20 protein-coding genes are annotated in these 16,723 nt (G+C 36.3%); 5 read left to right on the top strand and 15 right to left on the bottom strand.

Annotation, left to right across the window (positions count from 1 at the left end):
• Positions 1-72 precede the first annotated feature (72 nt).
• The gene (locus Q9B79_RS19525; protein WP_306186789.1) at positions 73-720 is read left to right on the top strand and encodes a phosphatase PAP2 family protein; all 648 of its coding nucleotides are present in this window, start codon (positions 73-75) and stop codon (positions 718-720) included.
• Positions 721-775: 55 nt separating this feature from the next.
• Here Q9B79_RS19525 and Q9B79_RS19520 read toward each other — a convergent pair whose 3' ends face one another.
• The 4 genes from Q9B79_RS19520 to Q9B79_RS19505 form a co-directional block, all read right to left on the bottom strand.
• Positions 776-1,789 carry a PTS sugar transporter subunit IIC gene (locus Q9B79_RS19520; RefSeq protein WP_000666176.1) on the bottom strand — a complete coding sequence of 338 codons (1,014 nt, stop codon included), beginning with the start codon at positions 1,787-1,789 and terminating at the stop codon, positions 776-778.
• 22 nt (positions 1,790-1,811) lie between these two features.
• On the bottom strand, positions 1,812-2,762 hold the full coding sequence (locus Q9B79_RS19515; RefSeq protein ID WP_372339556.1) for an L-lactate dehydrogenase: 951 nt from the start codon (positions 2,760-2,762) through the stop codon (positions 1,812-1,814).
• Between the two features lie 245 nt (positions 2,763-3,007).
• Positions 3,008-3,256: a spore coat protein gene (locus Q9B79_RS19510; protein ID WP_001002987.1), complete on the bottom strand. Its 249-nt coding sequence runs from the start codon at positions 3,254-3,256 to the stop codon at positions 3,008-3,010.
• Positions 3,257-3,269: 13 nt separating this feature from the next.
• Positions 3,270-3,455, bottom strand: a complete 186-nt coding sequence (locus Q9B79_RS19505; protein WP_001180555.1) for a hypothetical protein — start codon at positions 3,453-3,455, stop codon at positions 3,270-3,272.
• Between the two features lie 552 nt (positions 3,456-4,007).
• Between Q9B79_RS19505 and Q9B79_RS19500 the strand changes: the two genes are divergently transcribed.
• Positions 4,008-4,484, top strand: coding sequence for a XoxI protein (locus tag Q9B79_RS19500; protein WP_306186785.1), 477 nt, complete (start codon positions 4,008-4,010; stop codon positions 4,482-4,484).
• 68 nt (positions 4,485-4,552) lie between these two features.
• Entirely contained in the window at positions 4,553-5,530 is a 978-nt protein-coding gene (locus tag Q9B79_RS19495; RefSeq protein ID WP_306186784.1) for a hypothetical protein, read from the top strand.
• 315 nt (positions 5,531-5,845) lie between these two features.
• Here the strand turns inward: Q9B79_RS19495 and Q9B79_RS19490 are convergent, their stop codons facing one another.
• From Q9B79_RS19490 to Q9B79_RS19455, 8 genes are all read right to left on the bottom strand, one after another.
• The gene (locus Q9B79_RS19490; protein ID WP_306186783.1) at positions 5,846-6,133 is read right to left on the bottom strand and encodes a DUF2178 domain-containing protein; all 288 of its coding nucleotides are present in this window, start codon (positions 6,131-6,133) and stop codon (positions 5,846-5,848) included.
• Positions 6,130-6,357, bottom strand: coding sequence for a helix-turn-helix transcriptional regulator (locus Q9B79_RS19485; RefSeq protein ID WP_306186782.1), 228 nt, complete (start codon positions 6,355-6,357; stop codon positions 6,130-6,132). The genes Q9B79_RS19490 and Q9B79_RS19485 overlap by 4 nt, the downstream gene beginning before the upstream one ends.
• Before the next feature lie 157 nt (positions 6,358-6,514).
• Positions 6,515-7,072 carry a TetR/AcrR family transcriptional regulator gene (locus Q9B79_RS19480; RefSeq protein WP_306186780.1) on the bottom strand — a complete coding sequence of 186 codons (558 nt, stop codon included), beginning with the start codon at positions 7,070-7,072 and terminating at the stop codon, positions 6,515-6,517.
• Positions 7,073-7,075: 3 nt separating this feature from the next.
• On the bottom strand, positions 7,076-7,798 hold the full coding sequence (locus Q9B79_RS19475; RefSeq protein WP_306186778.1) for an MBL fold metallo-hydrolase: 723 nt from the start codon (positions 7,796-7,798) through the stop codon (positions 7,076-7,078).
• A gap of 139 nt (positions 7,799-7,937) precedes the next feature.
• Positions 7,938-9,722 (bottom strand): acyl-CoA dehydrogenase family protein, encoded by a 1,785-nt coding sequence (locus Q9B79_RS19470; protein WP_048528292.1) that lies wholly within the window; start codon positions 9,720-9,722, stop codon positions 7,938-7,940.
• A 98-nt stretch (positions 9,723-9,820) separates the two neighbouring features.
• Positions 9,821-9,955 (bottom strand): hypothetical protein, encoded by a 135-nt coding sequence (locus tag Q9B79_RS19465; protein WP_306186775.1) that lies wholly within the window; start codon positions 9,953-9,955, stop codon positions 9,821-9,823.
• Positions 9,942-11,114: an acetyl-CoA C-acetyltransferase gene (locus tag Q9B79_RS19460; RefSeq protein WP_001206335.1), complete on the bottom strand. Its 1,173-nt coding sequence runs from the start codon at positions 11,112-11,114 to the stop codon at positions 9,942-9,944. Before Q9B79_RS19460 ends, Q9B79_RS19465 begins: the two co-directional genes overlap by 14 nt.
• Before the next feature lie 21 nt (positions 11,115-11,135).
• Positions 11,136-13,517, bottom strand: a complete 2,382-nt coding sequence (locus Q9B79_RS19455; RefSeq protein ID WP_306186773.1) for a 3-hydroxyacyl-CoA dehydrogenase/enoyl-CoA hydratase family protein — start codon at positions 13,515-13,517, stop codon at positions 11,136-11,138.
• A 235-nt stretch (positions 13,518-13,752) separates the two neighbouring features.
• Between Q9B79_RS19455 and Q9B79_RS19450 the strand changes: the two genes are divergently transcribed.
• Both Q9B79_RS19450 and Q9B79_RS19445 read left to right on the top strand, forming a co-directional pair.
• Positions 13,753-13,899 (top strand): YuzL family protein, encoded by a 147-nt coding sequence (locus Q9B79_RS19450; protein ID WP_001096344.1) that lies wholly within the window; start codon positions 13,753-13,755, stop codon positions 13,897-13,899.
• Positions 13,900-13,996: 97 nt separating this feature from the next.
• Positions 13,997-14,836, top strand: coding sequence for a D-alanyl-D-alanine carboxypeptidase family protein (locus Q9B79_RS19445; RefSeq protein ID WP_306186770.1), 840 nt, complete (start codon positions 13,997-13,999; stop codon positions 14,834-14,836).
• A 22-nt stretch (positions 14,837-14,858) separates the two neighbouring features.
• Here Q9B79_RS19445 and Q9B79_RS19440 read toward each other — a convergent pair whose 3' ends face one another.
• From Q9B79_RS19440 to Q9B79_RS19430, 3 genes are all read right to left on the bottom strand, one after another.
• On the bottom strand, positions 14,859-15,776 hold the full coding sequence (locus Q9B79_RS19440) for a proline dehydrogenase family protein (protein ID WP_000436772.1): 918 nt from the start codon (positions 15,774-15,776) through the stop codon (positions 14,859-14,861).
• Positions 15,777-16,086: 310 nt separating this feature from the next.
• Complete coding sequence (locus Q9B79_RS19435) at positions 16,087-16,332, bottom strand: YusU family protein (protein WP_001290594.1); 246 nt, start codon at positions 16,330-16,332, stop codon at positions 16,087-16,089.
• A gap of 48 nt (positions 16,333-16,380) precedes the next feature.
• The gene (locus Q9B79_RS19430) at positions 16,381-16,683 is read right to left on the bottom strand and encodes an MTH1187 family thiamine-binding protein (protein ID WP_098668808.1); all 303 of its coding nucleotides are present in this window, start codon (positions 16,681-16,683) and stop codon (positions 16,381-16,383) included.
• Between the last annotated feature and the right edge of the window lie 40 nt (positions 16,684-16,723).

The following is a 16,723-nucleotide window of genomic DNA, read 5'->3' as shown; positions in this document are numbered from 1 at the left end:
CGATAGCCCAAATTACGTTTCTATATTATAATCAATTGAATTTACTTACATTACTAAACATAGGAGATTATCATGAAGAAATTTAAACTTTCATCTTTTCTTCCGTTAAGTTATATACTTCTACTCGTACTCGTAAGTCCCCTTTACGATGTATTAAATAAATCGGCTGTTCACGCAGTAGATGTCACAACTGTAGTAGACGATTGGATTCCATTTGTAAAAGCATTTATTATTCCTTATTTACTGTGGTTTCCTTACTTATACGGCGCACTTATTTATTACTGCTTTGCGGATCGAAAACAATATTATGTCACTTTAAGTAGTGTAATTCTTGGAAAACTTGCTTGTTTTTCTATTTATTATTTTTGGCAAACAACTGTACCACGTCCAACAGTCGTTGGATCAGACATATTTTCCGAACTAGTCCGCTATATTTATAGTATCGATCAACCGGTGAACTGTTTCCCTAGCATTCACGTTCTTACTACCTTTATCATTATGTTAGCTGCCTTTAGACGTAGAGAACAACATGCTTTTGAATATTACATTCTTACCTTCTTCGGTACGCTTATTATTTTATCAACGTTATTTACGAAACAACACGCGTTTGTAGACGCCATTTCTGGAATGACGCTTGCAAGCATACTATACTTCGGCGTGCAGCTATTATTAGCAAAAGAAACGGTACGTGTTCCAGTAAAACAAAATCAAAAAATGTAAAAAGCAGACTGTGGCTTCCAGTCTGCTTTTCTCTATATAAAAGGAGATTTTCAATTTAAGATTGCGGTACAGTCATATCACCAGAGTGAATACGACCTGCTTTTTTAAGAGCAATGTAAAGTATATAAGAAACAGCTACTGGAATGATGATATAAGTGATTACCATCGCAGGGACAACTTCCCATCCTTCGCTAGAAATTAAATTAATTGGTGCGATAAGAGAACTCAATCCAAGACCTGCAATTTCTTTTCCTGCTTCCAGTTGGAAAATCAATGCGGATACTGGACCAACTATCGCACTGGCGACAACAGTTGGGACGAGAATCATTGGATTTTTAGTGATATTTGGCAACTGTACTTTCGGAGTACAAAGTGCTTGAGCTAATATACCGCCTAAATTATTTTCTTTCGCTGAGATAACAGAGAATCCGATAAACTGAGCAACACAGCCTGCAAGAGCAGCACCACCCGCAACACCATCTAAGCTAAGTGCAATCGCTAACGCAGCCGATGAAGCTGGAGAGATAAGTAATAGTCCCCAAACGACTGCAATAACGATAGAAGCGATAAACGGGCTACCAGCTGAACTATCTTTAATAAATGCTCCAACTGTATTTAAAACAGGAGTAATATTATGAGATAACCAAATACCGACTAAACCAGAACCTAATATGGCCGCAAATGGAACGAGCATCATATCTAAAGCAGTTTTCCCGCTTAAACGTTTACCAATATATACAGCCAAAGTCGCTGTTAATAATGCACCGATTGGCTCACCTGTTTTAATAATTAGACCTGCTTCAGTAATTGAAATGGATCCAGCACCAATCGCTCCAGCTACCATAGCCGAGAAGATTACAAGACCATTTGCACCGAGCATAAAAGCAATTCCGGCACCAATGGCTGGTGCCATAAGTGATTTTGCAACAACTCCGATTGTAATAAGTAACGGAATATCAACAATTCTTCCTATATTTTCGATTAGTAAACCAATTCCAAGGGATACGAAAATACCTTGTGCGATTCCAGCAGATGCTTTAAATACACGAGACATTATATATTCCTTCATTTGTTTCACCTTCTCCTATAAGTTAGTAACCAATTGTTTTCATATAATCACGTAAAATATCGTTTGATTTTGCGAATCGAGATTCTTCATCCTCTGTTAAGTTTAGTTCTACAATTTCTTTTATACCATCTCTAGTAATAATAGCTGGTACTCCTGTACAAATATCATACTCGCCGTACTCCCCATCTAAAATAGCTGATACAGCAATGACACGGTAATCATCGTTAAAGATTGAGCTCGCAATATATGCTAGAGAATTTCCGATTCCGTAATAAGTAGTACCTTTTCGTTTATAAATTTCCCATCCAGCTTTTGCAGTCTTCTCAACAATTTCATCTAAATCTATTTCACCAAATTTGTCTTTTTTCTCTTCTAAAATTTGTAGAATCGGCTTTCCACCAACAGTTACGTGAGACCAAACAACCATTTGCGAATCACCATGTTCCCCTAATGAATACCCGTGAATACTACGAGGATCTACATGTAACATTTCAGATAAAATTGTTCGTAAGCGAGAAGAATCTAGTGATGTACCAGTACCGATTACACGATTTCTAGGTAATCCAGATAATTTCCACACTTGATATGTAATAATATCAACTGGGTTCGATGCAAGTAAGAAAATACCATCAAATCCACTTTCCATTACGCCGCCAACAACACTTTCCATAATCTTTGCGCTTGCTCCTAAAGTATCTAAGCGACTTTGCCCTGGTTTTGGCGCTGGTCCTGCTGTAATAATAACGATATCCATATCTTTGCAGTCTTCATAGCTTCCTGCATATACTTTTGTTCTTGTATTTGTAAAGTTAATGCAGTGTGATAAATCCATTGCTTCCCCAACTGCACGTTCATGATTTATATCAATTAATAATAGCTCTTCGCAAATGCCTTGATTGACAATGGAATATGCACAACTTGATCCAACTAATCCAGTACCGATAATTGCAATTTTTCTTGTATTTCGTTTCATAGCAATCTCTCCTAATTGATCATATAATCTATTTCTTTTGTTCTTTACACCCCTAATTATAGAGATTCCCACGATAGAAACCATGGATACTTTGTGAAATGTTGAACAAAGTTTTTGTCTTTTTTGTGAATTGTCATATTCCATTTTCGTCATATTTGTTACAACTGGAAAAATATTTATTATGTATTTATTGACATATACAAAAAGAAAACGAGCGAATAGATTCGCTCGTTTTCTTTTTCCTGTTATTCCGCACTTAATTGGCTTTTTAATTGTTGTACAATCATTGGATTCGCAGGTGCTGCCGGTTTGTAATAACTTTTTTGCTTTGCGTACTCATACATATTACGTTGGCGCATTTCATCTTGATTACGAATTTGAATTAACGTTTGGTGTAACTGTTCATTATCAGACTGAGCAATATAATTTGCATAACTTGTTAAACTTGCATTTAATCCTGCTAAATAATCATTTACCATATCTTTTTCATTCATGTTCCGCTTCCTCCTATCCTAGGAAAGTCATTAATTGCTGTTTCGTATTTCGTGCATCTTGCGCATCTTTTTGTAGCATTTGTTTCAGTTGTGGATCTGTACACGTCTGTGCATACTGCTCCAACTTGTTAATAATTGTTGCGTGTCCACCGATCAAATGACGTAAATTTTCTACTTCAAGCTCTGTTAAGTTTTGCATAGAATCCTCCTACCTTTCTTCTTTCATTCTCCTTTAGTATTCTGTTCTTTTTAAATCGTATTCATTAAAAAACTTCCTTACATTTCAAATAAATCACATCTTTTTATAAATCCAGTAAAATGTTATAATTACAGAAAAATACAATTTTTCAATAAGTAACCTATAACAACAATATAATCCCCAAACAAACCATAGTAGGTAGGTGGGCTTTTGCCAAAATTTTTTAAAGTTATCTTCTTAATGGTTTATGCGATACTGTATGTAAAATTGTTGATTGATATATTAACTTCAAAACCACTATTCACTTCTATACCTTTACATATGTTATTTCTCATTTGTTTTTTACTCATTGCGCTTAACGACTATAAAAACCGCAATACTACGTTTTTCTTAGTATTTATTAGTGCAACTCTATTAGTAAGTGTTAGTTTCATTCTGTTAAAAGTAAAATATTTCTATTTTTCTTACAAAATATGGTTGATGTTTTCTGAATTTTCATATATTGTATTAATTGAGTTTAAACTCTCAAAATTATAAAAGGTGGGGAAATTAGTGAAAATCAAAAAATCTTTAGCAGTAGCAACTTTAGGTCTATCAGTTTTAGGTTTTGGTTTTACTAGTAACGCAAGTGCAGCAGAAGTGGATAAAGCGGACAAGCAACCAGTTGTAGTTGACTTTGATGTGGTTCAAACAGCAAAAACATCTAACATTCCTGGTTTAGTTGTTGCAGCTGCACCGACTAATACGTCTAATACTACCGTTTATACACCATTTTTAGGGAATCCTTATGCAGTTTCTAAGTCTAGTTCATCTTCAACAGAAGACTATATTTATGCAAGATCAAGAACTTTCAATGGCGATGGTTCTTTAATTAATTCAAAATCTGCTAGTGCAAATAAATCATCTTTTGTAAGTGCTACAGCAACAAATTCAAGCATTTACTATGGAGATGATTATGCAATTGGAAATCATACTTATAAATTAAGCGGCTATAATGATGTAAATCACGAAACAAAAGCTTACTGGTAAGAACCAAAAAGATATGCTTTTTGCATATCTTTTTTCAATTATAATATGATAATATTGAGAGGTTTTTCATGAAAAAATTATACATAATTACCAGCGTTCTATTTATTTTATTAGCTGCAGTCTATTTCTTGTTCAATACGTCCCAAAAGAAGGACCCAAATACATCTCATACACCTTCTAAAGAGCATATTAAAGAGGCAAAACAAAGAGATCAGCAAGCTAATACTGTTTCGTATGGTCTAAAAGATAAAAGTGGTCAACATATTGATAATGGAAGTGAAATTGTTAGCGAAAATAATAATGTAAACGTAACTTTATCATTCATGCATAATGTTGATGAAAATCGAAACTATGGATTAATTGTCCTAGAGGATTACCAACAAAAAAACTTTAAAACAGAAGAGAATACAAAAGAAATATCGAATTATGTTTTCCAGATGAAACCAAATAGTTCAATTGATACTAAGATTTCTTTAGATGTTTCTCCTAATGCAAAAGAATTAACCTTTTTAATAATAAAAAAACCCGAATATAAACTAAAAGACAATGACTTAAATAAAGCGGCTATATTAGAAGAAGTCCTAAGTATGAGGTATCCAGTTAACAGTAACCATAAAGAAGAAGAAGAAGAAAAAACAAAATCCGTTCCAGTACAACCTATACAACCAAAAACTGTTTTAAAAGATAACCTTTATGAACCACTATTTGTTACTAAAAACGAAGAAAAACTCCAAGCTGTTTTTTCTGAAAATGAGGGAAAAGAACTTACTGTATCAAATGGTAATGAATCAAAAGAAGAAATAGACTATGCTATTGTGGCTTTTAAAGATTGGGAACAAATTGAAATATTAGATAACAAGAAAGTAGCTTATACTACTGTTGCTCCTGAAACAAGACAAATTTTTAATTTTAAATTGCCTACAGTAGATCAAGAAAGTAATTTCCAATTGGTTGCTTTGCCATTTCCTTATAAAGTTAGTAAAGATAATTATCCAAGTCAACAAGCATTTGGTTCATTCCGTATCGTAATCGCAAACAATAATTAAAAAGACTTAGACTAATTAAGTTTAAGTCTTTTTAATTATTGTTCGTTATTATCTTCTTTTTTTTCCATCTTTAATAGTTTTGACGATAGCAACCATTAGAATAATAAAAATCATTCCAGCAATCCCAATCATTCCAATAATATCAATCATATACTTCCCCCTGAAATATTATATTTGCCCCTATTATTAAGTATAAAGAAAAAATAAGTTTATTGCACGCTCATCACGATGATGTTTTAAAGCACCCATCATAAAAAATCTCTCCTTTTCCTCTTTTTTATCAGTGTTGACACATAAAAAGAGGCTCTTTCTCATCTAATATTTTCTTTTTAAAACTACAATAGTTAGAGCATAAGAACAAAGTACTCCAGCTAATAAACATGCATTTGCTAACTTATACTGTTCGCCTGTCAGTGAATATAGATTCCCAATTAAAAAGATAACTAAATATAGAAATAAAAATACAAATAATGAAATTTTAGCTGCATTCCCTGTAATATGCTCGCCTCTTTCATCTTCCCCCTCATTCTTCTGAAAACGTGTTGAATATAGAACACCTATTAGTCCTGCTACTGAGATGATGATCCCTATTACAATACTCATTCCGTTTCCTCCTCTATCTTATATTGAAAAACTTCATGAAACTCCTTACCTAAAATATGTGCAATTTCAAAAGCTAAAATTAGAGATGGGTTGTAACGATTTGCTTCAATTGAGGCGATCGTTTGTCTACTTACCCCTGCTTTGTTCGCTAAATCAGTTTGTGACCAACGTTTTTCTGCTCTAAGTACAACGAGATTGTTTTTTAAATTCCCACTCTGTTTCATAACCTCTCCTTATTTTACATTATTTTCTATATTTTTATTGTAATTTATTTTTAACACAAATAAAGTGAAAATTTAATTCATCTACCATTTTTTTAAATCATATACACTAAAAAACCTTAGAATCGCTTCTAAGGTTTCCGGCTGTCTCGCTTCCTATTCAATCTCGCATCACACGTAATCCTTTAATAAACGTTTCCAACAATACATGTAAACTTGTATCTAAATCTAGCGGCAGACCAAATCCACCTTGCTGTTCAATCGATGCAAACCCGTGACAAATACTTCTGAATCCACGTGTCGCATGAAGTGCATTCTCTCCTTCTAAGCCGTACTGTTGTAACACCTGCAGACAAAGCTTTACAATCCCGTCACCTGCTTTTCTTACTTCTTCATCTCGTAAAAAGGTTGCTTCATACAGTCCAGGGTGTTTACGTACGAATGCTACATACGCTTCTCCTAAAGCATGAATTGCTTCATCCATCCGTTTACCCTCGGCCGCTTCTTCCAGTCTGTTATACAGCTGTTTGATTCCGTAAATACCAAGATTTTTCCGTACATCTTGTAAACCTTTCACATGATTGTATAGCGAGGGTGAACGTACCCCTAATGTTTGCGCCAATGAAGCTAACGTTACTTCTTGTATTCCATTTGTATCTGCAATTTCTGCTGCTGTTTCTACAATTTTCTGTAATGTAAGTCCGATTCTCGGTGACATAAATTAACCCTCTTTTCTACTTTCTATATTCCGCTTCGCTTCCTTAATAGCAAGCTCTATGATAACATCTGGATCTTTTATCATTTTCCCATGCCCTGCCGCAAGCAAGGACGGCTCATATTCTCTTAACTTCTCTGCACTTTGTAATGCGACTTCTTTACTCCAAGTTGCCATCGCAGGAAACGGAAACCAAAATCTCATTTGTCCCGAAACAGCCATACCTCCTCTCGTTTGAAATGCATCCCCGACAATAAGAGCTTTATTTCGTACATCAAGAAACGACATGGATCCTGGCGTATGTCCCGGTGTCATAATCGCAAGAAGCGATCCAACTCGGTCGCCATCTTCTAATAAAATATCAGGTACCGTTTTTACCTTTTTAGGTACACCGCCTTTTATTGGCGTATTTGGTTCTTCCTTTTGTAACGTCGTATCTCCTTCTAACAGCTTTGCGTCCCGCTTAGAAATATAGACTAGAACATTAGGAAGTACTTCCTTTAATGCGTCTAATGCACCGATGTGATCATCATGCGCATGTGTTAATACAATATTCGTAATTGGTTTCCCTATTTTTTCAGCCGCCTGTAAAATACCTTTTGCGCTATATGGCAAAGCCGCATCAATTAAAGTTAAACCATCTTCTTCCTCCACAAAGTAACAATTCACAGGAAACACTCTTGGCAAAAATGACAATTGATATACCGTTTTTTCATGTATCATTCTCATATTTCCATCTCCCTTTTCACAAAAACTAATACCATTAGTTTCATTATACTAATGGTATTAGTTTTATGTCACTAAAAATTTAATTTTTACAAAAAAAAAGAAAAGTAGCCATTTATACGACTACTTTTCTGTACAACTATTAAACTGTGTAACGCTCATCTTCTAAAATTTTCGCAGCGATTTCACGTTTCTTTGGAATTACGTTAAGTGGTGTGTGGCGAGTTAATTTACGTAATGATGATAACATCATGCGCAGCATGTCGCCGTTTTCAACTGCGATAAGTGTTTCTTTCGCATCTGCTTCAATTTCGTTGAATGCTTCTTGACAGAATACTTCAGTGTATAACACTTTTTGTTTATTCTTTTCAAGACCAGTTGCTTTAATTGCTTTTTCTGTACGAAGAACAGCTGACTCCATTGCGTATAGGTTGCTTACGATGTCAGCGATATTCACAAGAATTTCTTGCTCTTTATCTAATGCTTTACCGTATTTTTGAGCTGCTAATCCAGCTACCATTAAGCCAATTTTCTTCGCATTACTTACTAAATATTTTTGAAGTGCTAATGGCTCATCGCCTACTTCTTCTGGCATCATCATCATTAACTCTTCTTGTAATTTTTGTGCTTTTTGAAGAAGTGGTAATTCACCTTTCATCGCTTTACGTAAGAACGTACCTGGTACGATTAGGCGGTTAATTTCATTCGTTCCTTCGAAAATACGGTTAATACGAGAATCGCGGTACATTCTTTCAATCTCGTACTCTGCCATAAATCCGTAACCACCGTGAATTTGAACACCTTCATCTACTGTATAGTCTAGTACTTCAGAACCGAATACTTTATTTAAAGAGCACTCGATTGCATATTCAGCGATAGAAGCTGCTACTGCTTTACCGTCCTTCACTTCTTCTTCAGATAATGTGCTCATGCGGCTTTCGAATAAACCTACTGTACGGTATACAGAGCTTTCAGCTGCATATGTTTTCGCTGCCATATTCGCAAGTTTCTCTTGAATTAATGGGAAGCGAGCGATTGGTTGTTTGAACTGTTGACGTTGGTTTGCATATTGTGCTGAAATTTCAACTGCACGTTTCGCAGATCCAACTGTACCAACACCTAATTTATAACGACCGATATTTAAAATGTTGAATGCGATAATATGACCTTTACCGACTTCACCAAGTAAGTTCTCTTTCGGTACTAATGCATCTTCTAAAATTAACGTACGAGTTGAAGAACATTTAATACCCATTTTCTTTTCTTCTGGGCTTGTAGATACGCCAGCATATTCTTTCTCTACGATAAATGCTGAGAAGTGCTCTCCATCAATTTTTGCGTATACGATAAACACATCAGCGAATGCTGAGTTTGTAATCCATTGCTTTTCACCATTTAATACGTAATGTGTACCTTCTGCATTTAAACGTGCAGTTGTTTTTGCACCTAATGCATCAGATCCTGAACCTGGTTCAGTTAATGCGTATGCAGCTAATTTTTCACCAGTTGCAAGTAGTGGTAAATATTTTTTCTTTTGCTCTTCATTACCAAATAATACGATTGGTAATGATCCGATACCTACGTGAGCACCGTGAGTAATTGCAAAACCACCAGCGCGAGAGAATTTCTCTGCGATTAACGCTGAGCTTACTTTATCAAGACCAATTCCGCCATACTCTTCTGGTACGTCAGCGCCTAATAAACCAAGTTCCCCAGCTTCTTTTAAAAGACGAACAGAGCGATCAAACTCATGTTGCTCTAAATATTCAAGCTCTGGAAGAACTTCATTTACGATAAAGTCCTCTGTCGTTTTTGCAATCATTTTATGCTCAGATGAAAAATCTTCTGGCGTAAACACTTGATCAATCGTAATCTCATCAACTAAAAAGCTACCGCCTTTAACCGCACTTCCTACTGTTTTTTCCATGAAAATTTCCTCCTTCATATTTTCATAAGCCGCTTCTTCCATTTTGAAAGAAGCTGGCTCTCCCTTTTGTTTTTATAAACCTTTGTTGCTTCCATTCTTTATAATCCAGTTCCAGCGGCTAGAATGTTCGGTGGCTTCGCTTCTTCCTGCGAGGCAAAGAGCGCCTCTACGTCTGAAGCTCCATCCCCCTCACATTCTGAGCAAGCCGCTTCCACTTTTTTATAGTAATTCAAATACTCCCGCTGCTCCCATTCCGCCGCCGATACACATTGTTACGATACCGAATTGTTCGTTGCGGCGTTTCATTTCGTGAATAAGAGATAGTGTTAGTTTTGCTCCTGTACAACCAAGTGGATGTCCAAGTGCGATTGCACCGCCGTTTACGTTTACTTTTTCTTCATCTAAGCCAAGCTCACGAATAACTTGGATTGATTGTGAAGCGAATGCTTCATTTAGTTCGAATAGACCGATATCAGATAGTTCTAAACCAGCTAGTTTTAACGCTTTCGGAATTGCTGCGATTGGGCCGATTCCCATTACTTCTGGTGGTACACCCGCTACTGCAAATGAACGGAATTTCGCAAGTGGCTTCATACCATCACTTACTGCTTTTTCACGATCCATTAATAATACAGATGCTGCACCATCACTCATTTGTGAAGAGTTACCAGCTGTTACAGAACCGCGAACGTTAAATGCTGGACGTAATTTACCTAAAATGTCTAATGTCGTTTCTGCTCTTACACCTTCGTCTTGTGCGAAAGTGATTGTTTCTTCTTGTAATTTGTTGTTTGCTCCAACAGTACGTAACGTTACATCTACAGATACTGTTTCATCAGCGAAGTTACCTGCAGCTAATGCTTTGGCAGCGCGTTGATGACTTCTTACTGCAAATGCATCTTGCTCTTCACGAGAAATTCCATATTTCACAGCAACTTGCTCTGCTGTATGTCCCATACCCATATAATATTCTGGAGCTGCTTCTACAAGGCGACTGTTTGGACGAACAACGTGTCCCATCATTGGAACTAAACTCATTGATTCCGCTCCGCCTGATAATACCGCCTCCGAGTGACCAAGCATAATGCGCTCTGCTCCGTAAGCGATACTTTGTAAACCTGAAGAACAGTAACGGTTAATTGTAATAGCTGGAACATCGTAAGAAAGACCTGCTAATCCCCCGATATTACGAGCCATATTTAAACCTTGCTCTGCTTCTGGCATCGCACAACCAAAAATTAAATCATCGATTGGTCCTTCATAATTCGCACGCTTTAACGTTTCTTTTACTACTAACGCCCCTAAATCGTCAGGACGAACTGTTTTTAATGAACCCCTCTTTGCTTTTCCAATTGGTGTTCTTGCTCCCGCAACAATGACAGCTTCTCTCATGAACGATATCTCCCCTCGTTATTAGTTACGTAATGGCTTTCCTTTTACAAGCATGTGCTGCATTCTTGCTTGTGATTTCATCTCACTTACTAAGCTAATAAATGCTTCACGTTCTACATCTAATAAATACTGCTCATCAACTTCTGTTCCGTACGGCACTTTTCCACCCGCGATGACATATGCAAGTTTCTTTGCAATGTGAAGATCGTACTCTGAAATATAACCAGATAAGTGCATTGCTTCTGCACCAAGTGCAAGAGTTGCATATCCTGTTTCACCAACAACCGGTATCTTTTTACGGATTGGTGCTTTATAACCCGCTTCATATAAAGCAAGTGCTTTCTGTTTTGCATCGTATAGTAAGTGATCACCATTCACACTAATACCGTCTTTATCACCTAAGAAGTTATGAGAAACTGCTTCTTGTCCTGAAGTTGAAACTTTCGCCATTGCGACTGTTTCGAACACTTTATTTGCAACTTTTTGCAGATCAAACTCTACGCCGTTTGCCATTTTATTTAAGTGCTTAATGTATAGCTCTTTGTTACCGCCTCCGCCAGGGATTAAGCCAACACCAACTTCTACTAAGCCCATATACGTTTCACTAGAAGCTTGGATGCTAGCTGCTGGTAAGCAAACTTCTGTACCTCCGCCAAGCGTCATACCATATGGCGCTGCTACAACTGGCTTAGAAGAATATTTAATTTTCGTCATTGCATCTTGGAAGTTTTTCACAACTAACTCAATTTCAAAGTAGTTGTCATCTTGCGCTTCCATTAAGATCATTGCTAAGTTTGCACCAACGCAGAAGTTCTTCGATTGGTTACCGATAACAAGACCTTTGTAATTCTTTTCTACTTCGTCAACAGCGTAGTTAATCATTTGCGTAATATCCATACCGATTGCATTGCTCTTCGAATGGAATTCTAAGCAAAGGATACCGTCGCCTAAATCGATTAAGCTCGCTCCGCTATTTTTCTTTAATACACCATTTTTTGCTTTTAATTGTTTAAGAGAAATTGCCTTTTTATTACGCTCAATTAGCTTATATTCGCCATTATCGTAATAGTAGCTATCTCCGTTATCATGTTTGTAGAAAGTAGTGAATCCTTTCTCTAACATGTCTTTCACCCAAGTCGGAACAACTACGCCGTTTTCTTCCATCTTTTGAACGGACTTTTCAACGCCGATTGCATCCCAAACTTCAAATGGTCCTTGCTCCCAGCCGAATCCCCACTTCATCGCTTGGTCAATTGCAACGATATCGTCGGCAATTTCTTTATGAAGTTTTGCAGAGTATAAAAGAGTTGGTGTGATGATATTCCATAACAACTCTCCTGCGCGATCTTTCGCATATACAAGCGCTTTCAATTTATTCGATAAACCTTTTTCTTGTTTACTTAACTCGATCGATGCAGCTTTTAATTTTTTACGAGCTTCGTACTCCATCGTTTCAGGATTTAATTCTAAAATTTCTTTTCCTTGTTTTAAGAAGAATCCTTGACCAGTTTTGCTTCCAAGCCATTTTTTATCAAGCATGTCATGCATGAAAGCTGGTACTTTAAATACATCGCGCTCTTCTTCTTGTACATTTTCATATACGTTATTTGCAACGTGTACGAATGTATCTAAACCAACAACATCTAATGTACGGAACGTTGCGCTCTTCGGACGACCAATAAGCGGGCCTGTTACAGAATCAACTTCCCCAATGCTATAGCCGCGTTTTACCATCTCTTGAAGAGTTACAAGTAAACCATACGTACCGATGCGGTTTCCAATAAAGTTTGGTGTGTCTTTTGCGATAACAACGCCCTTTCCAAGAACGTCTTCGCCAAATAATTTCATGAAGCTTAATACTTGTGGATCAGTTTCTTTCGTCGGTATTACCTCTAGAAGTTTTAAATATCGTGGTGGGTTAAAAAAGTGTGTGCCTAAGAAGTGTTTCTGGAAGTCGTCTGAACGACCTTCTGCCATTTTTTCAACTGAAATGCCTGACGTATTCGAGCTTACAATAGAACCCGGTTTACGAACAGCATCTACTTTTTCAAATAGTTTCTTTTTAATATCTAAGTTTTCAACTACTACTTCAATAATCCAATCTACATCAGCTAGACGCTCAAGATCATCTTCTAAGTTACCTGCTTCAATCAGTGCTAGGTTTCCTTTCACTGTCAGAGGAGCTGGTTTTTGCTTTAATAGTTTTTGCAGTGCCGTATTACTAAAACGATTTCTCACACTTTTATGTTCTAATGTAAGTCCCTTCGCTTCTTCTTCTTTCGTAAGCGCAGGTGGTACAATATCAAGCAATAATGTCGGAATACCAATATTAGCTAAGTGTGCCGCAATCCCTGAACCCATTACGCCTGAACCTAGAACAGCAGCCTTTTTAATTTGGAACATCCATTTCTCCCCCTATTCTTGAATGAATGCTCATTCAATTTTTCGACATAAGTCGCAATCAATGAGTGAGCCTCTACTAATAAATATATGATACTGTTTAAATTTTCGCAATATATTTATTGATAAAATTTTCTGAAATAAATATTTTTCTTTTATTTGCCCATGCTATATATGTATTTTCTTCACTAAAATACACTTTCCCTTTTTATAATCTGACGAAACTGGAGGAATATATATGGCAAAACTTAAGAAGAACCCTTCAAAGGCTGGAATTAGTGCAGCAAGCGTAACTGGAAATGCAGGTCCGCATAATCACGGTGTGGAAAAGGGCCGTCAAGGTAATAACCAGCAATATAAGAAGCATAATATGGGCGAAAAATAACGCTATATTTTTGGGCAGAGAACGTGGCATAATGGGTAATGGCTACTTTTTCTGCCCAATTTATTTGTACATATGGAAAACAAAAGAGGGAACGATGATGAAACGAACAATAGTTATGATTGTAATGATTGCCACACTATTTACAGGGATGATTTTCTTTTCTTACGCACAAAGACAGCAAGCTGTAAGATCCGATCAACCTAGTATCACTGGGCAATACGCCATTACAATTGATGCAGACACAGGTGAAATTTTGTATGGAAAACGAGAGGACGAACGCTCCTATCCGGCTAGTATAGCCAAAATGATGACAACCCTTCTTTTACTAGAGAATGTAAAAGAAGACGAAGAAATTACAGTTACAGAGAACGCAATTAAAACAGAAAGTCAAAGTAAAAAAATTAAACTTCGTGCTGGGGAAAAGTTAAAGCGTGATGAGGCATTAAAACTGATGCTTATCATTAGTGCAGACCCAATAGCTGAATCCATCGCAGAACATATCGCAGGATCAAAAAATGAATTTGTAAAAATGATGAATGCTAGAGCGAAGGAACTTGGTACAAAGCATGCGACTTTCAAAAACGCAAGTGGTGCTGATGCACTTGGAAATAAAGTATCACCATATGACATTGCTATGATTACGAAAGAAGCATTAAAGTACCCAGTTGTTTTAGAATATATGAATTCAACACGTACAACTTTACATACTTCGGAACGCTCTCCAAACATCGCAAACTATGGACGAGAAGAACTATATGATGATCCATATGCAATTGGAAGTAAGAGCGGTCTATCAGCACTCGGAAAATATACGGTCGTAACAGTGGATGAAAAAGACGGTAAACGCGTTATTAATGTTGTATTATCTTCTACTCGCACGCAACTATATCCTGATACGAAGAAAATGGCACATTACGCATTTCAGCAATTAAAATAACCAAGGAGTATTTTCTCCTTGGTTATTTTTTAACCATACCTTTTAATACGAACGCAACGTTTGCTGGACGCTCTGCTAGACGACGCATGAAGTAGCCATACCAGTCGTTTCCATAAGGTACGTAAACACGCATTTTGTAACCTTCTTTTACTAGCTCAAGTTGACGCTCATTACGAATACCATATAACATTTGGAATTCAAATTGGTCTCTTGGAATGTTGTGTTCTTCGGCAAGTTTTTTCGTATATTCAATAATCGCTTCGTCATGTGAAGCAATTGCAGTATAATTTCCATTTAATAAGTGCATTTTAATAATCTTTTTATAATTGTCATCTACATCTTTCTTGTCCGGGAACGCCACTTCTTCAGGTTCTTTATAAGCCCCTTTTACAAGACGTAAATTAGGATTATAAGCATTTAAGTCCTCAATATCTTTTTCTGTACGATATAGGTAAGCTTGAATAACAGTACCAATATTATCGTACTCAGACTTTAACTGTTTAAAGATATCAATCGTCTTTCCACAGCGTGTATAATCTTCCATATCAATTGTAACGAACACACCATTTTCTTTTGCAGCTTCTAAAATGCGGCGCATATTGTTCATTACGATTTCATCAGAGATATCTAATCCCATAGAAGTCATTTTTAAAGAAAGTTGCGAATCAAGACCTTCTCTTCCAATTGCACGGATTGCTTCAATCGATTGGTTAGCCATTTCATTTGCTTCCGCTTCATTATCAACGAATTCCCCTAAATAATCGATTGTTACACAAAGTCCTTGCTTGTTTAATTGTTTAATAGCTGCTGTCGCTAATTCAATTGTCTCCCCTGCGACAAAGCGACCTGCACCAAAGCGTAAACCGTACTTTTTAGCCAGTTTTGTTAGCGCTTTATTTTTAGATAAGAAAAGAAACGAATTTCGCATTAATTGTTCCATGTAATTCACCCCTATGACTTGATTTATCTGTTTTTTACCCCTCTTCAAAATTATATCATTGTTTAAAATTATTGGATACAAATAATTATTTAGATAATTTATAAAATACTATAAAAACATTTAAAACCCTATATTCTCGCTTATAAATATGCCTGAAATATTTTTCGACATTTAGAAAAATGGAGTTTACTAGGCACAAAATAGGCATGTCGAAAATATTCGACATGCCTATAAAACCCTTTATATTCCATGTAAATTATACAAGGATATTAATACAGAAAACTTGAGATTATATTTGCCTCAAGTTTTTTTATTGCTCATTTCTCTTCTCTTCATTCAGCCTTTTAATATCTGTAATTAACTGTACCATCTCTTCTTTCGCATCAGGATATGTTTCATTCCAATGCTTCACTAAAGCCGGCATCGTCTTGGCTATGTAAGAATACAGTGCCCACTTCTGCACCTGTTCTTTTCTCTCTTCATTGCTCTCTCCAAGTAATAGTTCCGTGTATTTCTCTAACAACCCGTCAAATTGTTCGTTAAACTTTTCACTCATTTTATCTACCTCCTATATGAAAAAAGCAGCGAAGATCGCTGCTTTTCTTTATAATTTTGATCGAACAGAGTTTAATTTCTTCTCCATTGTGCTTACTTTATCGCGACGATCATCAATACGAATTGTTGTCGCAACGCGCTGCGCACCTTTCGCATATGGAACTTCATGCATTTGTTGAATTACTTCTAGAATGACAGGAAGATCTCCTTCAATAATTGTATTCATTGGTGTTAATTGATACTTCACGCGATCTGCATTTTTCTCTAGCACCTTTTGTACTTCTGCTACATATTCACTTACACTTGGATTACCTGTTCCTACTGGAATAATCGATACGTCAACAATTGCCATAGTAGTCTTCCTCCTATAATTGCTTCTTATATATCCATTG

This window comes from Bacillus sp. MHSD_36 (assembly GCF_030757775.1).
In the GTDB taxonomy this organism is placed as follows: Bacteria; Bacillota; Bacilli; order Bacillales; family Bacillaceae_G; genus Bacillus_A.
The sequence above is the reverse complement of the archived record's forward strand: the minus strand, read 5'-3'. Positions and strand labels throughout refer to the sequence as shown.